Genomic DNA, 21,478 nt, shown 5'->3' with positions numbered 1-21,478 from the left:
AAACGTATTGTTTTGTAATACATAGTAACTTATAATTAAATAAACAATTACAAATTATTATGTATTATAAAGGTATGGAGGGTTTAACATGTTTGAATTTAATACTAAAGAGGCAAAATGGTTTTATAAGCCTCAAAGTTATTTGATTGAAAAAGATAGATTTGAAATTACAACTGATCCAAATACTGATTTTTGGCAAAGAACTTATTATGGATTCAGAAATGATAATGCTCATGTGTTTTATGTTACAACAGATGAAAAATACTTTACTTTTACGGTAAAGGTTGATTTTAATAGTACAGCATTATTTGACCAGAGTGGAGTTGCGATTTATCAGGATAGCGATAATTGGGTAAAAGCAGGGGTAGAATTTCACGACAATACTACTGCATGGCTCGGAAGCGTAGTAACTAATCATGGATATTCTGATTGGGCAACCACCGACATTAGTTCATCTATAAAGTGTGTCTGGTATAGAATAAGCAGAAGAGAAAGTGATTATTGTATTGAGCATTCATTTGATGGTATAAACTTTAAACAAATGAGAATTTTTCACTTGTTTGAAGGTGGAGATGAAATTAATATTGGTTTACTTGCATGTTCTCCAAATAATAATTCTTTTAAATCTATATTTACTGAAATGAAGATAACTGAGTGTTTATGGGAAAAATATAATCCAATTACAAATTAAGAGTCTAAAGTTTATAGGCTCTTTTTTTTATAGGAATTCTAGCATTAAAACATCGAGGTAAAGAGGTAAAAAGAATTAATAACAGATAAATTAAACTTTTTGATAAAAAGATTGACAATAAATCATTAAATAGAGAAAGTCTCTATTGAAGAATTGCACTTCTACTCGGTAGAAGCGCTCTTCAGCTTCATTCTAATCCTTTTTTTATTGGTAAACGAAATCTAATGGAGCTTAAGAAGAAGCTCCTACAGGGCAGTAGTGCAGCTTCAATCTAGTCCTTTTAGAAGTTTAAGAATATTTTTTTATAAAAGATGAATAATGAGTAGGAAGAAAAGTAGACTACCCTATGTCAAAATGTCAAAATATCATTATGTTGTTGTGTCGTACTTAGAAGGAATCTAACGAGACTTGCACTACTATTCGGTAGGCGCGTATGTCGACGCCAGTCTAATCCTTTTTTTATATTAAGAATAAAGTAAACTTTTTTAAGAAAAGCTTGCAAAAAAGTCACAGAAAAAGTAGACTGCCCTAAGAAAGCGAGAAAGCGAGAAAGCGAGAAAGCGAGAAAGCGAGAAAAATGAGAGCATACTAGACTTAAAAAGATCTAGTTTGCTCTCAAATTTTATCTTTCATTAATTCCTTTATATAATTTTTCGGTAACTATACTTTCGTATGCAGGTCTTATTATTTTATCTGTATTTATAAGTTCTTCAAGACGATGAGCGCTCCATCCAACGATTCTAGCCATTGCAAAAATTGGAGTATAAAGCTCTAAAGGAATGTCCAACATACTATAAACAAAGCCGCTATAAAAATCTACATTAGCACTTACTCCTTTATAGATATTACGCTCTTCTGCTATTACTTCAGGAGCAAGTCTTTCTATAATTGAGTATAATTTAAAATCAGTATCTCTAGATTTTTCTATTGCAAGTTTCTCTACAAAACCTTTGAAAACAGTTGCTCTTGGATCTGAGATTGTATATACAGCGTGTCCCATTCCATATATTAAACCTCTTTTATCAAATACTTCTTTATTAAGCATCTTTTTAAGATAAGCTCTTATTTGATCTTCATCATTTATATTGTTAACATTTGATTTAATGTCCTCCATCATTTCTACAACCTTAATGTTTGCTCCACCATGTTTACCTCCCTTTAAAGAGGATAAAGCTGCTGAGATAACTGAATAAGTATCTGAACCAGATGATGAAACTACTCTTGTTGTAAAAGTAGAGTTATTACCGCCACCATGTTCCATATGAAGCATTAAGGCTGTATCAAGTACACTTGCTTCAAGGGCTGTATATTTTGTATCAGGTCTTAGCATTCTTAGTATATTTTCAGCTGTTGAAAGATTTTCATCAGGTCTATGAATATAAAAACTTTCTTTAGCCTCATAGTGGTTATAGGCATGATATCCATAAACTGCAAGCATAGGAAATATACTTATAAGCATTAGACACTGTTTTAAAACATTGTCTAATGATAAATCAGAAACATTTTCATCATAGGATGCAAGAGTTAAAATGCTTTTAGTTAAGGAATTCATGATATCTTTACTTGGTGCTTTCATAATTACATCACGTACAAAATTTTTAGGAAGCTCCCTTGTGATATTTAATATGCTTTTAAACTTAGTAAGCTCACTTTCAGTAGGAAGTTTTGAAAATAAAAGTAAATATGTAGTCTCTTCAAAACCGTAACGCTTGTCATTAACAAAACCCTTAATTAAATCTATGATATTATAACCTCTATAAAGAAGTTCCCCTTCACAAGGAATGCTTTTTCCATTAACTTCTTCATGAGATTTAATTGAAGATATACTTGTAATTCCAGTAACTACACCTTTCCCATTTTGATCTCTAAGCCCTCTTTTTACCCCATATTTTTCATATAAGCTTATATCAATAAGACTAGTTTCACTACATACTTTGCTGTATTTATTTGTATACTGGTCAAGAGTTTCTCTTTCTATTTCTTTCATAATATTTTGCCCCCATTAATATTTTATTTGATGCTTTAATTTTTCATATGAATATATATAACTGTTAATGATTTTCTGTTATTTAATATATTCATAGAATTATTAATGAATATATTGACTTAAACAAAATATATTACAAAAACAATAATATATCAATCTTTTTTATATTATTTTACTATTAGAGTTGTAGATTATAATATCATAGGGGTATTTTTATTTAAAGTGGTAAATATAATAATGAATTTATTATTTATAAAAAATAGGGGGACTACAATGAATAAAGAAAATTTAAAAAACGAAATAGAAAAAAATGATGTGATTTTTAGATATAATAATAAGTATTATTCTATATGTTATTTTGGAGATAAATACAGTGTATATGAAACAGATGTTGACTATAGTGAACAAAGGTTTAACTCTTTTGAAGAAATGATAGAAAATTTTAATATAGAGGGAAAAGCATTTAAGGATGTAATAGGGGAGATTATTCTGGTATAATATACTAAATATTAATAAACTATGTTTTAAGAGGTGTTATATGAACTTAGTAGAAAAAACTCTAAAGAAAAGTACCGTTTATGAAGGTGATTTTCTAATATATGAAAAGATACAAGTAGAATTACCAGATGGAAATACAGCTAATAGGGATGTAATAAGACATCCAGGGGCAGTTGCGGTAATAGCTATTACTGAGGATAATAAAGTGTTGTTTGTTGAGCAATATAGGAAGGCATTAGACAAAATTACATTGGAAATACCAGCAGGAAAGATAGACAAGGGAGAATCTCCTGAAAAAAGTGTTGTTAGAGAATTGGAAGAAGAAACTGGATTTAAATCTGATAATATAAAATTTTTAGGGAAAATAGTTACAGCCCCTGGATTTTGTGATGAGTATATACATATTTATTTAGCGAAAGACCTAAAAACAGGAATTAAGGAAGGCGATGAAGATGAATTTATAAATGTTAAAGAATTTTCAATGGAAGAAATTAAGAAGTTGATATTAAATGGAGAAATATATGATAGTAAAACATTATCAGCTCTATTATATGTTTTAATTTAGAAAACTGCCTTGAGATAGTATTTATCTACTATTTCAAGGTAGTTTATTTTTTTATTTTTTTAATAAGAATAATTATATTCCTTATATCATAAAGATAATTATGGTAACAAGGAGGTATATAAGAATGAAGTTTAAAAGTTTGTTTGAGGAAAGTATGAGAAAAAATAAAGGGGCCTACTTAATGACATTTCTCTTCTTTTCAATAGGAATAGTTTTGGGAGCATATACCATAAAGTACATGGGAGATTTTAATAGATCAGAGTTGAGTAATTATTTTACTAGTTTTTCAACAAATTTAGGGAATGAAAATATAAATCATAGTGACATATTGTTTTCATCAATAAAAAACAATGCGATTCTTTTTATAGCAATAATTTTATTAGGAATCTTTATTTTTGGTTTTCCTTTTATATTATTAATAGATTTATGGAAAGGATATTCTATAGGTTTTACTTTTTCTTTTTTACTTACAACATATGAATATAAAGGTATTGGACTAGCCTTAGCCGCAATAATTCCTCAAAACATTTTCATTATACCCTGCTTAATACTTTTAAGTACTATATGTTTTAGTATGTCATTTGATAAATTTAAAAGTGAATTTACAAAAAATAAAAAAATATCTATAGATATAGCGGAGTTTGGGAATATATTGATAATATTTTCCATATTATTGGGTATAGGAATTTTTATAGAAGCCTTTATAAGTCCGAGTATAATAAGATTTATTATTACTACAATCTATCTTTAACAGTTCTTTGAATGGTTTTATTAAGTAATTTTATGGGAGAGAAAAATGAAGGAGATACTAAAAAGTTATGAGGAATATTTATATGATAGCTCAAAAAGTAAAAATACAGTATTAGCCTATGTTACAGATATAACATTATATAGTAAATTTTTATTAAATACGAAAAAAATTGAAATTCTAGAATCTGATAAAGACTGTATCAGTGAATACATTAAGTATTTAATTAGTCAAGGAAAAAGCGAAAGAAGTGTCAACAGGATAATTATTTCTATTAGAAATTTTTATGGATTTTTAAAGAAAAAAGCACTTATTAAAGAGGTACCAGAAATAACCTACAAAACTTCAAATTTATCTAAAAAAATACCGGAGATATTGACAGTAGATGAAATTGATAGGATAATCAATATTGTAGACAAAGATAGTCTTAAAGGAGTAAGAGACAAGGCTTTACTTGAGATTATGTATGCTACTGGTATGAAGGTAAGTGAATTAACGGCATTAAAAATCCAAGATATTAATACAGAGATGTCCTTTGTTGCATGTAAAGATAATAAAAGAACAGATAGATTGATTCCTATAGGAAGTTCGGCAGTTAGAGCTTTAAACGAATACTTATCAGAAAGAGATAGGGTTGGATACCTTACATCACCGTATTTATTTATTAATTTAAATGGAAATAAGTTAACAAGGCAAGGAGTTTGGAGAATAGTAAAATCTTATTGTGAAAGAGCAGGAATTAGGAAAAGTGTTAATCTTAATACTTTCAGGCATTCTTTTGCAGTTCATTTATTGGAAAATGGAGCAAATGTTAGAGCGGTTCAAAAGTTATTAGGGAATCAAGTTTTAACATATATGGATACTTACTATGAAATAATAAACTCTGATAGATTAAATGTAATCTATAAGAGATCTCATCCAAGAGCTTAATTAGGGACCTTAATTGTGTCCCTTTAAAAGAAAATAATGTGTGAGCGATTACACAATTTTAAAAATATACTTAAACAATTATCCAAAAGGATAAAAAAGATGGATAGTGGAAAACTTAAAGCGGAGGTATATAAAATGAGAATGGTAGATATTATTCAGAAGAAAAAACAAGGTGAAGCTTTAACAGCATTAGAAATTGATTTTGCTGTTCAAGGTTATACTAAAGGTGAAATTCCAGATTATCAAATGTCAGCATTTTTAATGGCAGTATATTTTAAGGGTATGAATAAAGAAGAAATATCCAATATGACCTTATCTTTTGTTAATTCAGGAGATCAAGTGGATTTAACAGCTATTGAAGGAATAAAAGTAGATAAGCATTCAACAGGTGGTGTTGGAGATAAAATTAGCTTAATAGTTATACCACTAGTAGCTTCATTAGGTATACCTGTAGCTAAGATGTCAGGAAGAGGATTAGGGCATACAGGCGGGACTATAGATAAATTAGAATCTATAGAAGGATTTAAGACAGAGTTAACTAGTGAAGAGTTTATAAACAATGTAAACAAGTATAAAATGGCAATAGTTGGTCAGTCAGGAAATTTAACTCCAGCAGATAAAAAGATATATGCATTGAGAGATGTTACAGCAACAGTAGACAGTATACCACTTATTGCAAGTTCAATAATGAGTAAAAAAATAGCTTCTGGAGCTGATGCTATTGTTTTGGATGTAAAAGTTGGAGATGGAGCTTTTATGAAGACAGTAGATGATGCTAGAGAATTAGCTAGAACTATGGTAGACATAGGTAAGATGCTAAATAGAAAAACCGTTGCTATAATTACAGATATGAATAATCCTTTAGGCCATGAAGTTGGTAATGCTAATGAAATTAGAGAAGCTATAGAAGTTTTAAAGGGGCATGGATCAGAGGATGAAACTACTGTAGCATTAACCATTGCATCTCACATGGCTGTATTAGGTGGAGCATTTAATGAATTTGAGGAAGCTTATAAAAACTTAGAAAGTATAATAAGGTCAGGAAAAGCTATAGAAAAGCTAAAGGAGTTTGTTAAGATTCAAGGTGGGAACTCTGAAGTTGTTGAAAATGTGGATTTACTTCCTAAAGCTAAATATCATATAGAAGTTAAAGCAAATGAAGATGGATATGTTTCTCATATAGAAGCAGAAAAGATAGGTATTGCTGCTATGCTACTTGGAGCTGGAAGAAAAACTAAAGAAGATAGTATAGATTTTGCAGCTGGAATCACCCTAAACAAAAAGGTTGGAGATAAGGTAAGTGTAGGTGAAGCTATATGTACTCTCCATACTAATTTGGAGGTTTGCGAAGATGCAAAAAAAGTAGCTGAAGAGGCATTCTACATTAGTGATAAATGCAATACTATACAATATATCCATGATATAGTAATGTAGATAATGATGTGATTTTTGGATGAATATTACATACAAAAATAAGATGTTAAAGAGTCTTATTTTTGTATGTTTTTTTTTATTTTGGTAAAGATATTTCTGAAAGGAGGAGTACAAATGATGAAATTTGATAAAAAACTTATAGCAAAAATATTATTAATTACAAGTATATTTTCACTAGGAAGCACAAGCTTAAGAGTTAAAGCGGAAGACGCGGGCACTAATGGAGGAATAGAGGTTGAAGCAAAAAGTGCGTTACTTATGGAGGCTAAAAGTGGCACAATAGTTTATGAAAAAAATTCCCATGAGAAATTTGCACCTGCATCAGTTACGAAAATAATGACTATGCTTTTAGCTATGGAGGCTGTTGATTCAGGAAAAATAAAAATTGATGATAAAATAACCGCATCAGAAAATGCAAAAAAAATGGGCGGAAGCACCATGCTGTTAGATATAGGAGAGATAAGAACTGTAGAAGAGATATTAAAAGGGATAGCGATTGCCTCAGGTAATGATGCAGCTGTAGCTATGGGAGAATATCTTGCAGGAACACAAGAAGCTTTTGTTGAATTAATGAACAAAAGAGCACAAGAACTTGGAATGAAGGATACTACCTTCAAAAACTGTACTGGTTTGCCAGCAGAAGGTCATTTATCCTCAGCATATGATATATCAATAATGTCTAGAGAACTATTAAAACACCCAACTATACTAAAATATACAGGCACTTATATGGAGACTATATCAGAAGGAAGAAAAGCACCAATTGAATTAGTTAATCATAATAAGTTAGTAAGATTCTTTAAGGGCTGTGATGGACTAAAAACTGGATATACTGAGGAAGCTAAATATTGTATATCTGCGACAGCAACTAGAGAAGGTGTAAGAATGTTAAGTGTAATTATGGGAGCACCTACATATAAAATAAGAAATAGAGATGCATCATTATTATTAAATTTTGGTTTCTCTAAATTTGAAGGTAAAAAGATTCTAGATAAGGATGCAGATGTAGTTAAAGTACCGCTTAATAAGAGCGAAGATAAATTCTTTATTGCAAAAGCTAAAGAAGAAGTGGTATTAGTATTCCCTAGAGGTTCAGGAGATAGCGTTGAACAAAAGATTTCTTTAGATGAAAGTAGAAGATCATACGTTAAAGGTGAAAAAATAGGGGTATGTGAATACTACTTAGGAGAACAAAAAATAGCAGAAGTTGAGCTATATGCAGATAGAGATGTTAAAAAAGGTGGATTTATAGATAATCTAAAATACAACTTCAGGAACCTTTTTAAAGGTGGAGTTTAAATATATTAATGAGAAGGACTAGGATAATATAAATACTAATGAGAAGGATTAGAATAATATAAATAAAGATGAGAAGGATTAGGATAATATAAATACTAATGAGACGGATTAGAAGAATATAAATACAGATGAGCGTGACTTTTTTCTTGAACTAAGTTACGCTCATTGATATTATTATAAATGTGCTATAAAATGCAGGAGAGTAATTATTATGGATATTATGAAGATAAAAATAGAAAACTTTGAAGGACCATTTGATTTATTATTACATCTAATAAGAAAAAATAAAATGGACATATATAATATTAGAATTTTTGAAATTACTAATCAATATCTAGAACATTTAAAAACAATGAAGGAATTAGACTTAGAGATAACTTCAGAGTTTATTGTAATGGCTTCCACGTTACTGGAGATTAAATCTAGAACCTTACTTCCTAAAATAAAAAATGAAGAAGAGGATGAAAATCCTGAACTTTCCCTTGTAGAAAAACTTATAAGATACAGAAAGTTTAAGGGTGCAGCTGAATTTTTAAAAGAAAAAAGTTTATATAATGGGGTTGTCTTTTCGAAAAAACCTGAAATAATTGAAGAACCCAAAACTGATAAAAATAATGAAGACATATTTAAAAATATTACTATGTTAGATCTCTATAACATATATAATAACCTTATTGAACAGATGAAAAATAAGATGAACGAATCTAATGTAAGTAATATGAGTAAAACTATTGAAATGGATAGATATAGAGTTGAAGACAAGATAGTATATATAAAAGAATTGTTAGGTAATAAAAAAGTGTACAAGTTCAACGATATAATAAGTGAATGTGAAAGTAAAATAGAAACTATAGTTACATTTTTAGCTTTATTAGAACTTATTAAAGACAAGCAAGTAAAAGTATTACAAGAAAATAGTTTTGAAGAAATTTATGTTGAAAGGATTGAGCTAGATGAGTAAATTAGATATTAATCAATATGAATTTACTGAAGTTTCTAAAAAAGAATCGTTAAAATCTATAATTGAAAGCTTGTTATTTGTAGCTGGAGAACCATTAAAAATAAAAGACATTGGGGCTATTTTAGAATGCTCTGAAGAAGAGTGTTTGGAGTTGATTAAAGAAATGGAAAAAGAACTTGATAATGATAAATCCAGAGGGATTAAGTTAATCTCCATTGAAGGTGGATATCAATTTGTTACTAAGTCACATAATAGTGATTATATACAGAAATTACTTAAGAAAAATGTGAGACAATCTCTATCGCAAGCTTCTTTAGAAAGTTTAGCTATAATAGCATATAGACAACCTATCACAAGAGTAGATATTGATGATATAAGAGGAGTAAAAAGTGATTCAGCTCTTCATAGATTATTAGAAAGAAACCTTATAAAAGAAATAGGGAGGTTAGAGGTTCCAGGAAGACCGATACTTTTTGGAACTACGGAAGAGTTTTTAAGGGCTTTTGGTTTAGAAACCCTAAAAGAGCTACCTTCTCTTGACTTATTTAATACAGAAGAACAAAAAGAAGAACCAGAGTTTGAAGAATAATCTTTAAACTCTGGTTTTTTAGTTATTCTACATTAACATTAACTTTAGTATGACCATCTTCCTCAGAGTCTTTAGATAACTTGTTTTTAATCATTTCTATGACTTGAGGGATAGTATCAACAATTCTATCATAAGTATTATTAGCATCAACAGGTAATAATCTAACAGAATTATCACGCATTACTAAAAAAGCTACAGGTTTTACTGACACACCAGCACCAGAACCACCACCAAAAGGATAACGTTGATCTTTCTCACTGGCTATTTTTTCAGTTCCAAATTCACTTCCACCAGATGCAAATCCCACACTAACCTTAGATATAGGTATTATGCAGCTACCGTCTTTTGTTTCAATAGCATCACCTATTACAGTGTTAACATCAATCATTTCTTTTAAATTTTCCATGGTACATTTCATTAAATTTTCTATAGGATGATTATCATTGTTCATATGCCTCCCTTAAAGGGGACACCTCCTTTTTTATGCATTTTAATAAATTAATAGCAATAATGATTAGTTTTACAAAATTTATATAAATTATTCCTTTAAATTGAAATTCAATGTTAAATTCATTTTTAAATAAAGGATTTACTTGTATATTAAATTTCTTAATTTTAAAAAACCATAATAATAAATGATGAAGTGAACTTGATAATATATTTAAATATCCATTTAAAATTGCGGTGTAATAAGCATCAGAGGTATCGTAAAGAAGTTTATACTTGTAAGATAATCTAGGCTTAAATTTAGAATGTTTTATTATATGCAAAAATTTTTTCCAATTAAAAATAAAATTATAGTTTTTCTTTTTCTTTGGAGACTTTTTTTTCTTATCAGATTTTTTTATTTTTATCTCTTTATTATATAAATAAATTTTAATTATCTTATTATTAACATAAAGTGAAAATTTTATAGGAAAAGGGATAAAAATAAGAATAACAAGAACAAATATTATATACAAGTAAATCACCTCATTAACTATATCTTTAAGTTTATCCATAAGTGTTAAAATTAAACATTTATTAATTGAATTAAATTTAAATAATAATACACACTATAAAATGAGGTGATTTTATGGCAAAAAAAATATCATTGTTGTTTATTTGTTTTTTATTTATGATAACAACTGCAGCGCAAGCAAAAACAAAAAAAATATCAATTGACGCAAAGGCAGCTGTAGCTATAGACGGTAAAAGTGGCGTAATATTATATGCAAAAAATGCCCATGAAATAGTACCTATGGCTAGTACAACTAAAATTGTTACTTCATTAGTAGCCTTAAATAGAGGAAATGTAGATGAAAAATTTAAAATAAGTAAAAGTTCTGCAACCATTAATGGCTCTACTGTAGGTTATAGAGAAGGAGAAGAAATAGCTTTAAGAGAACTTTTATATGGACTTATGTATAAGTCAGGCAATGATGCTGCTATTGCAATAGCAGAAGGAATAGGGGGAACTAAAGAAAATTTTTATAAACAGATGAATGAATGTTCAAGAAATATAGGACTAATTAATAGTTCTTTTAACTCTCCCCATGGTTTAGATACAGAAAATCATTATTCTACAGCCTATGATTTAGCAATTGCTACTAAAAAAGCTATGGAAAATGATATTTTTAGAGAAATAGTAGGAACAAGAGAAATATCTAGAGTTAAATATAACTTCTCAAGAGACTACAACAATATAAATAAAATGCTTTTTCAAGTTCCGGAAGCTAATGGAGTTAAAACAGGATATACAGGTGGAGCAGGTAAATGTTTAGTATCTTCCTTTAGGTATCAAGACAGAGATATAATTACTGTTGTTTTAAACTGCCCAGAAAGATGGAGAGAAAGTACTAAATTGTTTGAATATGTAAAAGAAAATTATTCTGATTATTCGGTTAATGTTCATGATTATTTTAAGGATAAAAATAGCAAGTTTCTTGATTTAGTTAAGGATGACAAGATTAGTATTATGGCTCCTAAAGATGGAATAGAATCCGAAATGGTTCTTATAACTCCAACTAAAAAAATAATGAAAGATGATTATCTAGGATATATAAGCATAAAATCAAAAGTTGGAGATGAAATATATAAAAAAAATATATATTCTGAAGTATCGATGAAAAATAAAGAGTTTTTGGAGTTAATGAATTAATTAAGTTTGCAGGTAATAAAAAGTTACCTGCACTTTTAATAAGTTAATTGAAAGGAAATAATTTATGTTTGAACTAGAATATGAACTTTCAAAAAAAGATTATATAGAGTATGACCTCTTTACTTTAATGGCATCAAGTACAATGAAGAAATTACTGTTTATACAAAGATATATAATATCACTAATTTTTTTAGTTGCGCCATTTGTTGGAAGAAAGATAAGTACAATATCTTTTGAGATATGGCTTATTGTATTTATAATTATATATTTGGTTTGGGTTATTTTTTATCCAAAAATTTTTGAAGCCATGCTTAAAATAAGGCTAGAAAGAATGATTAATAGAGGAAAACAGGAGTATTTATTTGGTAATCATAAAATATTAATACGTCCTGAAGGAGTATTTGAAAATAATAAAACTGGGATATATGAAAGCCACTGGACAGCAATAAAAAAGATAGTTGAAACAAAAGAAAAGATATATATTTATAGAGAGGCTATAGGGGTAATCATTATACCTAAAAGATTCTTCTTTAGTTTAAATTATAAAGAGGAGTTTATTAAATTGGTTGAAAAGTACAGTGAATTAGAAAGAATAAGTATTGAATATTAATAAAAATCTTCATGAACTATACTCATGGAGATTTTTATTTTGAATCTAAAAAGGGAGATTGAGAAAATTTTATCCAAAATAAACGAAAATAATGAAAATTATTTTTAAAAACTATTTACAAGAAAGAATGCGTGTGGTAAATTAAAAATGTAGTATTAAAACGATATCATAAATTTTGTGATTCTGTTAGGTTGTTATGAAAAAATAGCTTAACATTTCGTAGAATTACTCGTTCTTTGAAAATTATATAAGTTTGAATAAATTTTTGTATGGCAAATAAGCCTACAAAAAGTTAGATTTTTGCAGGTTAATCAAAGATATTAAGTTGAGATTAAGCAGCGACAAACCAAGATTTACGATCAATGCTATTGCTAGCGAAGCCTGCAACTTCAGCAGGTGTGAGATTATTTAATGAACCATGAGGCCTAATGAAATTATAGTGAAAGACAAATAAGTATATTAAGTTATTTGCTTTCTCAAAAGAGTTAAACCCTTTTTTAGCTTTATACCAAGCTTTAAATGTTTTGTTAAAAGACTCAATTAAATTGTTTGATATGTCGCTAGACATAGGAGCAACAGGCACATGCTTGTTTTCGCCCAATAGCTTCGCTACAGCTTGGTTATATGAAGGTAGTCTATCAGTTATAAAGTTTGATGGCATTCCAAATTGTTTAGCTTGGTTTACTAGTGTAAATGCTGAATCCTCACTACGTGATTTGGTTAGATGAAAAGCTAAAATAAATCTCGTTTCAGAGTCAATAGCTAACCATAAATAATAGCGTTCACCATTTATAAAGACCACTGTTTCGTCAGCATGCCAATCGTCAGATTGGAGATCTAGCTGCTCTTTAAACTTATCAGCTTTTTGTTTGAAAAAAGGTGCAAACTTTTGAGTCCAACTAGCTATTGTGACATGAGAAACCTTTATATTTGAAGTTACGAAAAGGAACTGTGAAATAGTTCTTGTTGATGAGTTGTTTAAAAAATATAAAGTTAATGCAGTCAGAATAGTATGGAGTGGAAAACGCATACCTTTCATAGAAAGGGAACCGGTTAGGTTTTCACTGGAGGCATCATCTATATTTAGGTTATGGTGATGAACAATGATATGATTGCACTTCTTATTACCACATTTATAGCGATTATAGTGTTTATAGATGTGATGCAAGAAAGTTGCTTTACCACACTTTGGACATCTTGGATATTTAGATGTTACCCGCTTTCTGACGGAGTCAGGTGCGAATTGTCGCTTACACTTTTTACATTGATATTTTTGATTAGCCTGCTTATCTAAACCAAACTTATATAGTTGGTCAGAGTTACAACGAGGACATTTTACTTTTGTTTTGTTCATTGCGCTTCTCCTTTCAAGGGGGACATTTAGTTCTAGTCAAACTTATTGTATTTCCTAGGATTGAGAAGAGCAATGTTCATATAACTTAACAGAACGAATTTTGTTGAAGGGAGAGAATAAATGAAAAACTATGATTTAGTTATTGTAGGTGGTGGAATCTCTGGTTCAGTTGCAGCTATAGCAGCAGCTAGAATGGGTGAAAAAGTACTTATAATTGAAGGAACAGGGTTTTTAGGAGGAGCATTAACTTCTTGTGGAGTAGGACCAATGATGACTTTTCATGCAGGGGAGAAACAGGTTATTAAAGGGATTACTGATGAGTTAATCGAAAGAATGAAGAAAGCAGGAAAATCGCAGGGACATATAATTGATTCTACAACTTACACTTATACAGTAACACCTTTTGACTCGGAGGGTATGAAATATGAGTTAGAATGTATGTTATTAGAAAGTGGAGGAGAAGTTCTATATCACACTATGCTCACAGATGTAAACGTATATGAAAAAAAGATTGAGAGTATAGAAGTATGTAATAAGTCAGGTAAAAGTTTACTTAGTGCTAAAGTATTCATAGATGCAACTGGTGATGGAGACCTAGCATATTTGTCTGGAGTTCCTTGTAAAAAAGGAAGAGAAAGTGATGGAGCTGCTCAACCTATGACATTAAAGATGAAGATGAGAAATGTTGATATGGAGGAAATTAAGGAATATATAAAAAATAATCCTGAGAATTTTACTAGAATTCATAGAGATGTTTCATTGATGGACAAGGTATCAAGGCTATCAGTAATAGGATTTGTAAAAGAATTCGAAGAAGGTAAAAAAAATAAAGAGATATCTATTAAAAGAGAAGATGTACTTTTCTTTGAAACAAATAACCCAGGTGAGGTAATAATAAATACAACTAGGATTTTAGGTTGTGATGGAACAGATGCTTGGAGTTTAACTAAAGCCGAAATAGAAGGAAGAAAACAATGTAGGGAATTAGAATTATTCTTAAAAAAGAGAATTAAAGGTTTTGAAAATGCAGTGGTTGTTTCAACAGGACCATCAATTGGAGTAAGAGGATCAAGACAAATACAAGGGATATACACAATAACAGCTGAAGACTTACTAGAACAAAAGAAGTTTCAAGATGTTATAGCTCACTCTGGTTATCCAATTGATATTCATAGTCCAGATGGAGAAGGAACATCTCATGGGCATCTAAAGTGGGGAGAATATTACGGAATACCATATAGAAGCTTAGTAAGTGAGAAGATAGAGAATTTAATTGTTGTTGGAAGATGTATATCAGCGACTTTTGAAGCTCAAGCTGCAATAAGGACAACCCCGACAGTTGGAGCAATAGGACATGCTGGAGGTATAGCAGCAGCTTTGGCAAGTAAAAATAATAAAGCAGTTAAAGATATAGATATTAATGAACTTCAAGAAAATTTATTAAATCAAGGGGCATATTTAGATATATAAAATTAATTATCTTAGGGAGGAATTATAAAATGGGTTCAATTCAAACAATTCAGGCTATCGGAATTTTAGCGGTATTTATAATATCAGTTATTCTTATGATGACAAAGAAGGTGCCAACAATATTAGCATTACCTATAATGGGAGTTGTCTTTGCTTTAATTGCAGGAGTTCCATTTATGTCAAGTAATGCAGAGACTTATACAATTGCTAAAAATGTTTTAGAGGCTGGAGCTATGAAGATGTCAACAGCAATAGCCGGATTAATTTTTGGTGCTTGGTTTGGACAGATACTTAGCAAGGTAGGCGTTACTAAATCAATTATAAAAAAAGCAGCTGAACTTGCTGGAGATAAACCACTTGGAATAGCTATTACATTTTTTGTAGCCGCATCAGTAATATTCTCAGCATCTTCAGGTTTAGGTATGGTTATATTGGTTGGAACAATTATAATACCAATAATGCTTACAGCAGGGTTAAGTCCACTAGTAAGTGCTATGGTACTATTATTAGCAAATGCAGTAGGGGTAACCTTTAACGTTTCAAACTGGGGTGTTTACACAGATGTAGTGAAACTTCCAGTTAATACAGTTGCAGCTTATACTTTAATACCAGCGATTCCACTAATAGTAGTATCTCTAGCAATGATTGTGTTTTATACAAAAAAAGGTGGAAGAAGCAAAAGAGCTTGGGCTATGCCAATAAAAAATGAAGTAATAAATAATGATAACAAAAATGTTAGAGCAATAGCTATGATAAGCCCAATTATACCAGTAGTATTAGTATTTGCATTTAAGTTAACTATAGTTCCATCTATCTTTATAGGAGCAGCAATAGCAATATTACTTGCAACACCTAAAAGACCTATACATGTATTATCAAGTGCACTTATAGATGGAATTCAAGATGTAGCAGGTGCAATGGGACTTATGATAGGAATAGGAATATTATTAAATTCTGTTATGGCACCACAAGTTGCTACAATAATAGAACCATTAATAAAAGCAATAATACCTACAAGTCCAATAGCTTATATACTTATATTCACTGTATTAGCGCCTTTAGCAATCTATAGAGGACCACTAAATGTTTGGGGACTAGGAAGCGGTATAGCAGCTCTTATGATTTCAGCAGGAATGAATCCTATAGCTGCAATGTTAGCATTACGTATAGATAGTAACCTACAAGCAGTATGTGACCCTACAAATTCACACAATGTTTGGGCCGCGGACTTTACTAAAACAGATATAAATGAAATTTTAAAGAAAACAATAGTATGGATTTTAGTATCAGTATTAATTTCAATGATAATAGCAAGTTTTGTAGTATTTAAATAAATAAAAGAATGGGATACTTTTAGTCTCCCATTCCTATTCATAATAGGAGGTATAGTATGGGAAAGAAAGTTAGAATAGGTATAGATGTTGGAGGAACTTTTACAGATGCAGTTGTTATAGATAATGAAAGCTATGAAATTATAGCTAAGCAGAAGATCCCAACAACTCATGCTAGCAGTGAAGGAGTTGCTGGAGGAATAGTTAGAATAATAGATAAGGTATTAAGTGATAATAATATATCTCCTGATGATGTTATGTTTATAGCACATGGAACAACTCAAGCAACTAATGCATTACTTGAAGGTGATGTAGCTAAAATAGGAATCATTGGAATGGGAACAGGAATAGATGCAGGTAGTGCTAAAAATGAGACTAAAACCTCTGATATACAATTAGCACCAGGAAAGTTTTTGAAAACCTATCATAATTTCTGTGATTCTAAAACCTTAAATGAAACAAATATTAATAGTACAATTGATGGACTAATAAAAGATGGTGCGGAGGTTATAGTTGCCTCAGAAGCCTATAGTGTTGATGATCCATCAAATGAGCTTAAAGTAATAGATATAGCTAATTCAAAAAATATATATGCAACTGGTGGACATGAAATTTCACAATTATATGGACTGAAAATAAGAACAAGAACAGCAGTAGTTAATGCAAGTTTAATACCTAAGATGATGGAAACTGCTAATATGACAGAAAAGGCTGTTAAAGATGCTAAGATAAAATCACAGCTTATGATAATGCGTTGTGATGGTGGAGTAATGAGTGTTGAGGAAGTTAGAAAAAGACCAATACTTACAATGTTATCAGGACTTGCTGCTGGAGTTGCAGGTGCACTTATGTATGAAAAGATATCTGACGGGATATTTTTTGAAGTTGGTGGAACTAGCGTAGATATATCAGTAATTAAAAATGGAAAAGTAATGATAAAAAATGCTCAAGTAGGAGGGCATAAAACTTACCTTCAATCTCTAGATGTAAGAACATTAGGAGTTGCTGGAGGAAGTATGATAAAGGTTGAGGATAAGAAAATAACTGATGTTGGTCCTAGAAGCGCTCATATTGCAGGTAAGGATTATGAATCTTTTGCAGCTGAAGATAAGATTAATAACCCTAAAATAAAATTTATAAGTCCAAGAGATGATGATCCTAAAAGCTATGTAATTATAGAATGTGAGGATGGGAAAGAGTATTCACTAACTTTAGCTGGAGCTTCAAATATATTAGGGTACATTCCAGAAGATGATTATGCTAGAGGAAATGTAGATAGTGCAAAAAAAGCATGGCAAGTTCTTGCAGACTATTTGGATATATCTGTTGAAGAGGCAGCTAGGCAGGCTATGGACATAGCTGTTAAAAAGGTTATGGAAATAGTAAATGAAATGATAGATGAATATGATTTAGATAGAAAGTTTATTACTTTAGTTGGAGGCGGCGGAAGTGGAGCAGTATTAGTTCCAGCTCTTGCAGACAAAGAAGATTTTAAATGGAAAATAGCAAAAAATGCACCATACATATCAACAATAGGGGTTGCACTTGCTATGGTTCGTGAGCAAATAGAGAAATCTGTATTAAATCCAAATGAAGAAGATATAAAGAGAATAAGAGAAGAAATTATAGAAAAGATAGTAAAGTCAGGAGCAAATGAAGCTACAGTTGACGTTACAATAGAAATAGATAGCCAGAAAAATATATTAAGGGCTATAGCTACAGGTTCTACAGAATTAAGATCTAAGGACCTTACACAAAGCGAAGTATCTGAAGATAAGATGCAAGAGATAGTATCAGAGGCTTTAAGTGTAGAGAAATCAACGGTTCAAGGTATAGCTAAAACTGGAAGATGGAGTTTGTTCAAATCTGTACAGCAAAAGAAAATGTTTTTTGGGTTATTTAAGAAAAACTTAAATAATCTTTGTGTGGTGGATCGTGAAGGAATTGTAAGGCTAAAGAAAGAAAACGCTAATAACTTAATTTTTAGAAAAAATCAACTAAGCAGTGTTTTTGATGAGTTTTTAGATGACAACACCATATACTCAGATGCAAATGCAACAATTCCTAAAGTATTTTTATTTTACAAAGAAAAGATGCTTGATTTAACAGGAATGCAAACCAAAGAACAGCTTTTATCAATAATAGAAGTAGAAACACAATATCTTCAAGAGGATAATGAGATTATTGCATTAGTTTATCAATAAAAAAGCAGGGAGTAATTGATATGGAGAAAATTCTTGATATTTTAGATAGGTTGGATGATGAAGTTTTAGCTTATGGAGAGCTAAAAAATGATCTAGTATTTCATAAAATTCCTAAAGATAAAGTAAGCTACTATATAACAGAATCTTTAAGACTAGGTGAAGAAAAGGGAAAGCAGTATAAAACTTCAAACTTGATTAAGTTATGTAATGAAAATGATATTAAAGTAGAGTTTGTAAAAAAATCAGGAAAATTTTATAGTGTTCAGTTTAGGGCAGAAATAAACTTCTCAAAAAAAGAGAACATTATTAAGATATATGAAGACTCACTTATAGATCTTATGAATACCTATAATAAGATGGTTGAGGAAAAAGATAAACTCACTTATGAAGAGGTAATAAATATTCATCTAGCTCACGAATTTTATCACTATTTAGAACATAGAGACAAAAAATACACAAATGATATATTGGAACCTATCTGTACATTTCAATTACTAAGCTTTAAAAAAGAAGCTTCTGTTTTAAAGTGTTCAGAAATAGCTGCACACAAGTTTTGCAAAGAGGTATTAGGATTAAAATATCTGCCTAATATTTATGATTATATATATTTAATTGAAACAGGAGAAATAGGCTTAACTAATTTAAATGATATGATAACTTCTTGGAAAAAAGAATTAATAAGTTAATAGGGTGAAGGGAATCTATATATTAACTCAGTAAATCTTAGTGTTTAATAATCTCAAAGCTTTATATTAAGGCTTTGAGAATTTTTTTGAGGTGATTTATGATAGAAAAAATAGAAAATGAGTATCTTAGTATAGAAATTAAAACTTTTGGAGCGGAGCTTACAAGTGTAAAGAGCATTAAAGATAAGTGTGAGGTTTTGTGGCAAGGAGATGATAAGTATTGGAAAGGCCAATCACCAATACTATTTCCTATTGTAGGAAAGCTGCCAGAAGATAAATATACACATATGGGAAAAATATATGAAATGATGGGACATGGTTTTGGAAGTAAAAGTGAGTTTAAAGTGGTTTATAAAAACGCAGATTCAATAACTTTTAGGTTATGCAGTAATGAGGAAACAAGAAAAAGCTACCCTTTTGAATTTGAGTTAAATATTAAATATACTCTTTTAGAATCTTCACTTAAAACAGAATTTGAGGTTATAAATAGGGATAATAAGGATATGTTTTTTTCAATAGGAGCTCATCCAGCATTTAAGTGTCCACTTTTAGATAATGAATCCATGGAGGACTATTATTTAGAATTTGAAGTGAATGAAAATGTTAAACGCCTACTATTAGGGGAGAGACTTCTCACTGGAGAGAAAGTGGATTTTTTTAATAATGAAAAAATTCTAAGTCTTAATCATGCCTTGTTTTACAAAGGAGCTATAATATTAGAAAATCTAAAATCAGAATATATAATATTAAAAAATAGAAAAAACTCTAAAGAAATAAAATGTAGTACTAAAGGATTTCCTTATGTAGGAATATGGTCAGCAATTAATGATGCTCCATTCCTGTGTATAGAACCTTGGCATGGAATAAATTCAACCTATGGTGATGGGTATGATATAACAAAAAAAGAGGGAATAATAAAGCTAGAGGAAGATAAAAAGTTTAAAACTCAATATATAATTGAAGTTAATTAGCTATATATTTACATGAATATATAATAATCTATGTAAAATTTTGTTTTGATGGTATAATAAAGGTTATCGAGATAAATTTTATGTGGATTATTTTTATTTAAATGATTCATTTTGTTTGAAAGTGAAAGAAGGAGGACTTAATGAATACCAGTATTCCCGTTGTAATAACTAAGATTATATCAAAGCAGAAGAATTTTACCTTTAGTGAAAATGAAATAGCGAATTTTGTTATTAATAATCCTGAAGTAGTTGTTAATAACACAATAACATATATGGCTAATGAAACTGGGACATCAGAAACCAGTATTAATAGATTTTGTAAAAAGATTGGATTTAAAGGCTTTAATGATTTTAAGATAGCTTTAGCTCAAGATAATTTTTATAGAAACATGAGAGAAAAAGATAAAAGCAAAAAAAATGATAATATTATAGATTCTATTTCATCAGATTATAATGAACTTATATTAAATACAGCTTCTTTAATTAACGAAAAGGATTTAATAAAGGCAGTTGAATTAATAAAAGGTGCTAGAAGAATATATATATTTGGAGTATTTAGCTCTTGGCTTGCTGCTTTAGAATTAAAACAGAAGCTTAATATGATAGGTATAAGTGCTGAAGCCTATAATGATGGGCCTAATATGAAATTAAGTAGCATTAATGCAAAAGAAAATGATTTGTTTATAACAATATCTAGATCTATTTCAGTTAGAGATATAATTGAATCCTTAAATATAATAGAAGAAAGAAATGCTAAACTAGTTACAATTACAAGTTATGATTATCAGAAATCAAATGCTATTGCAGATGTAAAGATAGTTACTGCTGACAGACTTTCAATTAAACACAGCTCAGTAATTTCTGAACATATTCCTTTTTTATTAGCTATTGATTTGATTTTTGAAATGCTTATTGAATCAAATAAAAACTATTTAAAGATAAAACAGAATAGTGATGCTTTATTTGAAAGCGAACAAGTTAGTAATAGTTATTTTTATGATTTGTAATGC

At 29.7% G+C, this 21,478-nt stretch carries 21 protein-coding genes; 17 read left to right on the top strand and 4 right to left on the bottom strand.

Features of this window, described 5'->3' with window-relative positions; genetic code table 11:
* Nucleotides 1-88: 88 nt before the first annotated feature.
* A complete protein-coding gene (locus P8F83_RS09140) occupies nucleotides 89-691 on the top strand; it encodes a DUF1349 domain-containing protein (protein ID WP_326514360.1) in 603 nt (200 codons plus the stop codon).
* Between the two features lie 622 nt (nucleotides 692-1,313).
* Here the strand turns inward: P8F83_RS09140 and P8F83_RS09135 are convergent.
* Complete coding sequence (locus tag P8F83_RS09135; RefSeq protein WP_326514359.1) at nucleotides 1,314-2,678, bottom strand: citrate/2-methylcitrate synthase; 1,365 nt, start codon at nucleotides 2,676-2,678, stop codon at nucleotides 1,314-1,316.
* A gap of 273 nt (nucleotides 2,679-2,951) precedes the next feature.
* Between P8F83_RS09135 and P8F83_RS09130 the strand changes: the two genes are divergently transcribed.
* From P8F83_RS09130 to scpB, 8 genes are all read left to right on the top strand, one after another.
* Nucleotides 2,952-3,176, top strand: coding sequence for a hypothetical protein (locus tag P8F83_RS09130; protein WP_326514358.1), 225 nt, complete (start codon nucleotides 2,952-2,954; stop codon nucleotides 3,174-3,176).
* Between the two features lie 40 nt (nucleotides 3,177-3,216).
* Nucleotides 3,217-3,741 carry an NUDIX hydrolase gene (locus P8F83_RS09125; RefSeq protein ID WP_238907062.1) on the top strand — a complete coding sequence of 175 codons (525 nt, stop codon included), beginning with the start codon at nucleotides 3,217-3,219 and terminating at the stop codon, nucleotides 3,739-3,741.
* A 124-nt stretch (nucleotides 3,742-3,865) separates the two neighbouring features.
* Nucleotides 3,866-4,492 (top strand): stage II sporulation protein M, encoded by a 627-nt coding sequence (gene spoIIM / locus P8F83_RS09120; RefSeq protein ID WP_326514357.1) that lies wholly within the window; start codon nucleotides 3,866-3,868, stop codon nucleotides 4,490-4,492.
* 45 nt (nucleotides 4,493-4,537) lie between these two features.
* Nucleotides 4,538-5,419: a tyrosine-type recombinase/integrase gene (locus P8F83_RS09115; RefSeq protein ID WP_073019694.1), complete on the top strand. Its 882-nt coding sequence runs from the start codon at nucleotides 4,538-4,540 to the stop codon at nucleotides 5,417-5,419.
* Nucleotides 5,420-5,554: 135 nt separating this feature from the next.
* Nucleotides 5,555-6,853: a pyrimidine-nucleoside phosphorylase gene (locus P8F83_RS09110; RefSeq protein ID WP_326514356.1), complete on the top strand. Its 1,299-nt coding sequence runs from the start codon at nucleotides 5,555-5,557 to the stop codon at nucleotides 6,851-6,853.
* A 114-nt stretch (nucleotides 6,854-6,967) separates the two neighbouring features.
* On the top strand, nucleotides 6,968-8,152 hold the full coding sequence (locus tag P8F83_RS09105; RefSeq protein WP_326514355.1) for a D-alanyl-D-alanine carboxypeptidase family protein: 1,185 nt from the start codon (nucleotides 6,968-6,970) through the stop codon (nucleotides 8,150-8,152).
* Between the two features lie 211 nt (nucleotides 8,153-8,363).
* The gene (locus P8F83_RS09100) at nucleotides 8,364-9,113 is read left to right on the top strand and encodes a segregation/condensation protein A (RefSeq protein ID WP_326514354.1); all 750 of its coding nucleotides are present in this window, start codon (nucleotides 8,364-8,366) and stop codon (nucleotides 9,111-9,113) included.
* Nucleotides 9,106-9,702 (top strand): SMC-Scp complex subunit ScpB, encoded by a 597-nt coding sequence (gene scpB, locus P8F83_RS09095; protein WP_238907065.1) that lies wholly within the window; start codon nucleotides 9,106-9,108, stop codon nucleotides 9,700-9,702. Before P8F83_RS09100 ends, scpB begins: the two co-directional genes overlap by 8 nt.
* 22 nt (nucleotides 9,703-9,724) lie before the next feature.
* Here the strand turns inward: scpB and ytfJ are convergent, their stop codons facing one another.
* Nucleotides 9,725-10,153 carry a GerW family sporulation protein gene (ytfJ, locus tag P8F83_RS09090; RefSeq protein WP_073019684.1) on the bottom strand — a complete coding sequence of 143 codons (429 nt, stop codon included), beginning with the start codon at nucleotides 10,151-10,153 and terminating at the stop codon, nucleotides 9,725-9,727.
* Entirely contained in the window at nucleotides 10,143-10,703 is a 561-nt protein-coding gene (locus tag P8F83_RS23570) for a DUF2953 domain-containing protein (protein ID WP_420022609.1), read from the bottom strand. Before P8F83_RS23570 ends, ytfJ begins: the two co-directional genes overlap by 11 nt.
* Before the next feature lie 74 nt (nucleotides 10,704-10,777).
* Here P8F83_RS23570 and P8F83_RS09085 point away from each other — a divergent pair, with 74 nt between their 5' ends.
* On the top strand, nucleotides 10,778-11,842 hold the full coding sequence (locus tag P8F83_RS09085; protein ID WP_238907066.1) for a D-alanyl-D-alanine carboxypeptidase family protein: 1,065 nt from the start codon (nucleotides 10,778-10,780) through the stop codon (nucleotides 11,840-11,842).
* Between the two features lie 64 nt (nucleotides 11,843-11,906).
* The gene (locus P8F83_RS09080; protein ID WP_326514353.1) at nucleotides 11,907-12,452 is read left to right on the top strand and encodes a YcxB family protein; all 546 of its coding nucleotides are present in this window, start codon (nucleotides 11,907-11,909) and stop codon (nucleotides 12,450-12,452) included.
* Between the two features lie 331 nt (nucleotides 12,453-12,783).
* On the opposite strand, the gene P8F83_RS09075 is transcribed toward P8F83_RS09080, so the two are convergent.
* Complete coding sequence (locus tag P8F83_RS09075) at nucleotides 12,784-13,806, bottom strand: IS6 family transposase (RefSeq protein ID WP_326511720.1); 1,023 nt, start codon at nucleotides 13,804-13,806, stop codon at nucleotides 12,784-12,786.
* Between the two features lie 120 nt (nucleotides 13,807-13,926).
* Between P8F83_RS09075 and P8F83_RS09070 the strand changes: the two genes are divergently transcribed.
* From P8F83_RS09070 to P8F83_RS09045, 6 genes are all read left to right on the top strand, one after another.
* The gene (locus P8F83_RS09070) at nucleotides 13,927-15,276 is read left to right on the top strand and encodes an FAD-dependent oxidoreductase (RefSeq protein ID WP_326514352.1); all 1,350 of its coding nucleotides are present in this window, start codon (nucleotides 13,927-13,929) and stop codon (nucleotides 15,274-15,276) included.
* Nucleotides 15,277-15,305: 29 nt separating this feature from the next.
* Nucleotides 15,306-16,610: a Na+/H+ antiporter NhaC family protein gene (locus P8F83_RS09065; protein ID WP_238907069.1), complete on the top strand. Its 1,305-nt coding sequence runs from the start codon at nucleotides 15,306-15,308 to the stop codon at nucleotides 16,608-16,610.
* 56 nt (nucleotides 16,611-16,666) lie between these two features.
* Entirely contained in the window at nucleotides 16,667-18,811 is a 2,145-nt protein-coding gene (locus P8F83_RS09060) for a hydantoinase/oxoprolinase family protein (RefSeq protein ID WP_326514351.1), read from the top strand.
* A gap of 20 nt (nucleotides 18,812-18,831) precedes the next feature.
* On the top strand, nucleotides 18,832-19,497 hold the full coding sequence (locus P8F83_RS09055; protein ID WP_326514350.1) for a hypothetical protein: 666 nt from the start codon (nucleotides 18,832-18,834) through the stop codon (nucleotides 19,495-19,497).
* Between the two features lie 98 nt (nucleotides 19,498-19,595).
* A complete protein-coding gene (locus tag P8F83_RS09050) occupies nucleotides 19,596-20,468 on the top strand; it encodes an aldose 1-epimerase family protein (protein WP_326514349.1) in 873 nt (290 codons plus the stop codon).
* A gap of 140 nt (nucleotides 20,469-20,608) precedes the next feature.
* Nucleotides 20,609-21,475 (top strand): MurR/RpiR family transcriptional regulator, encoded by an 867-nt coding sequence (locus tag P8F83_RS09045; protein WP_073019672.1) that lies wholly within the window; start codon nucleotides 20,609-20,611, stop codon nucleotides 21,473-21,475.
* Nucleotides 21,476-21,478: the final 3 nt, after the last annotated feature.

This window comes from Clostridium intestinale, assembly GCF_035905475.1.
GTDB lineage: Bacteria > Bacillota > Clostridia > Clostridiales > Clostridiaceae > Clostridium_T > Clostridium_T intestinale.
Note: the sequence above shows the minus strand (reverse complement) of the source record. Positions and strands in the feature narration are given on the sequence as shown.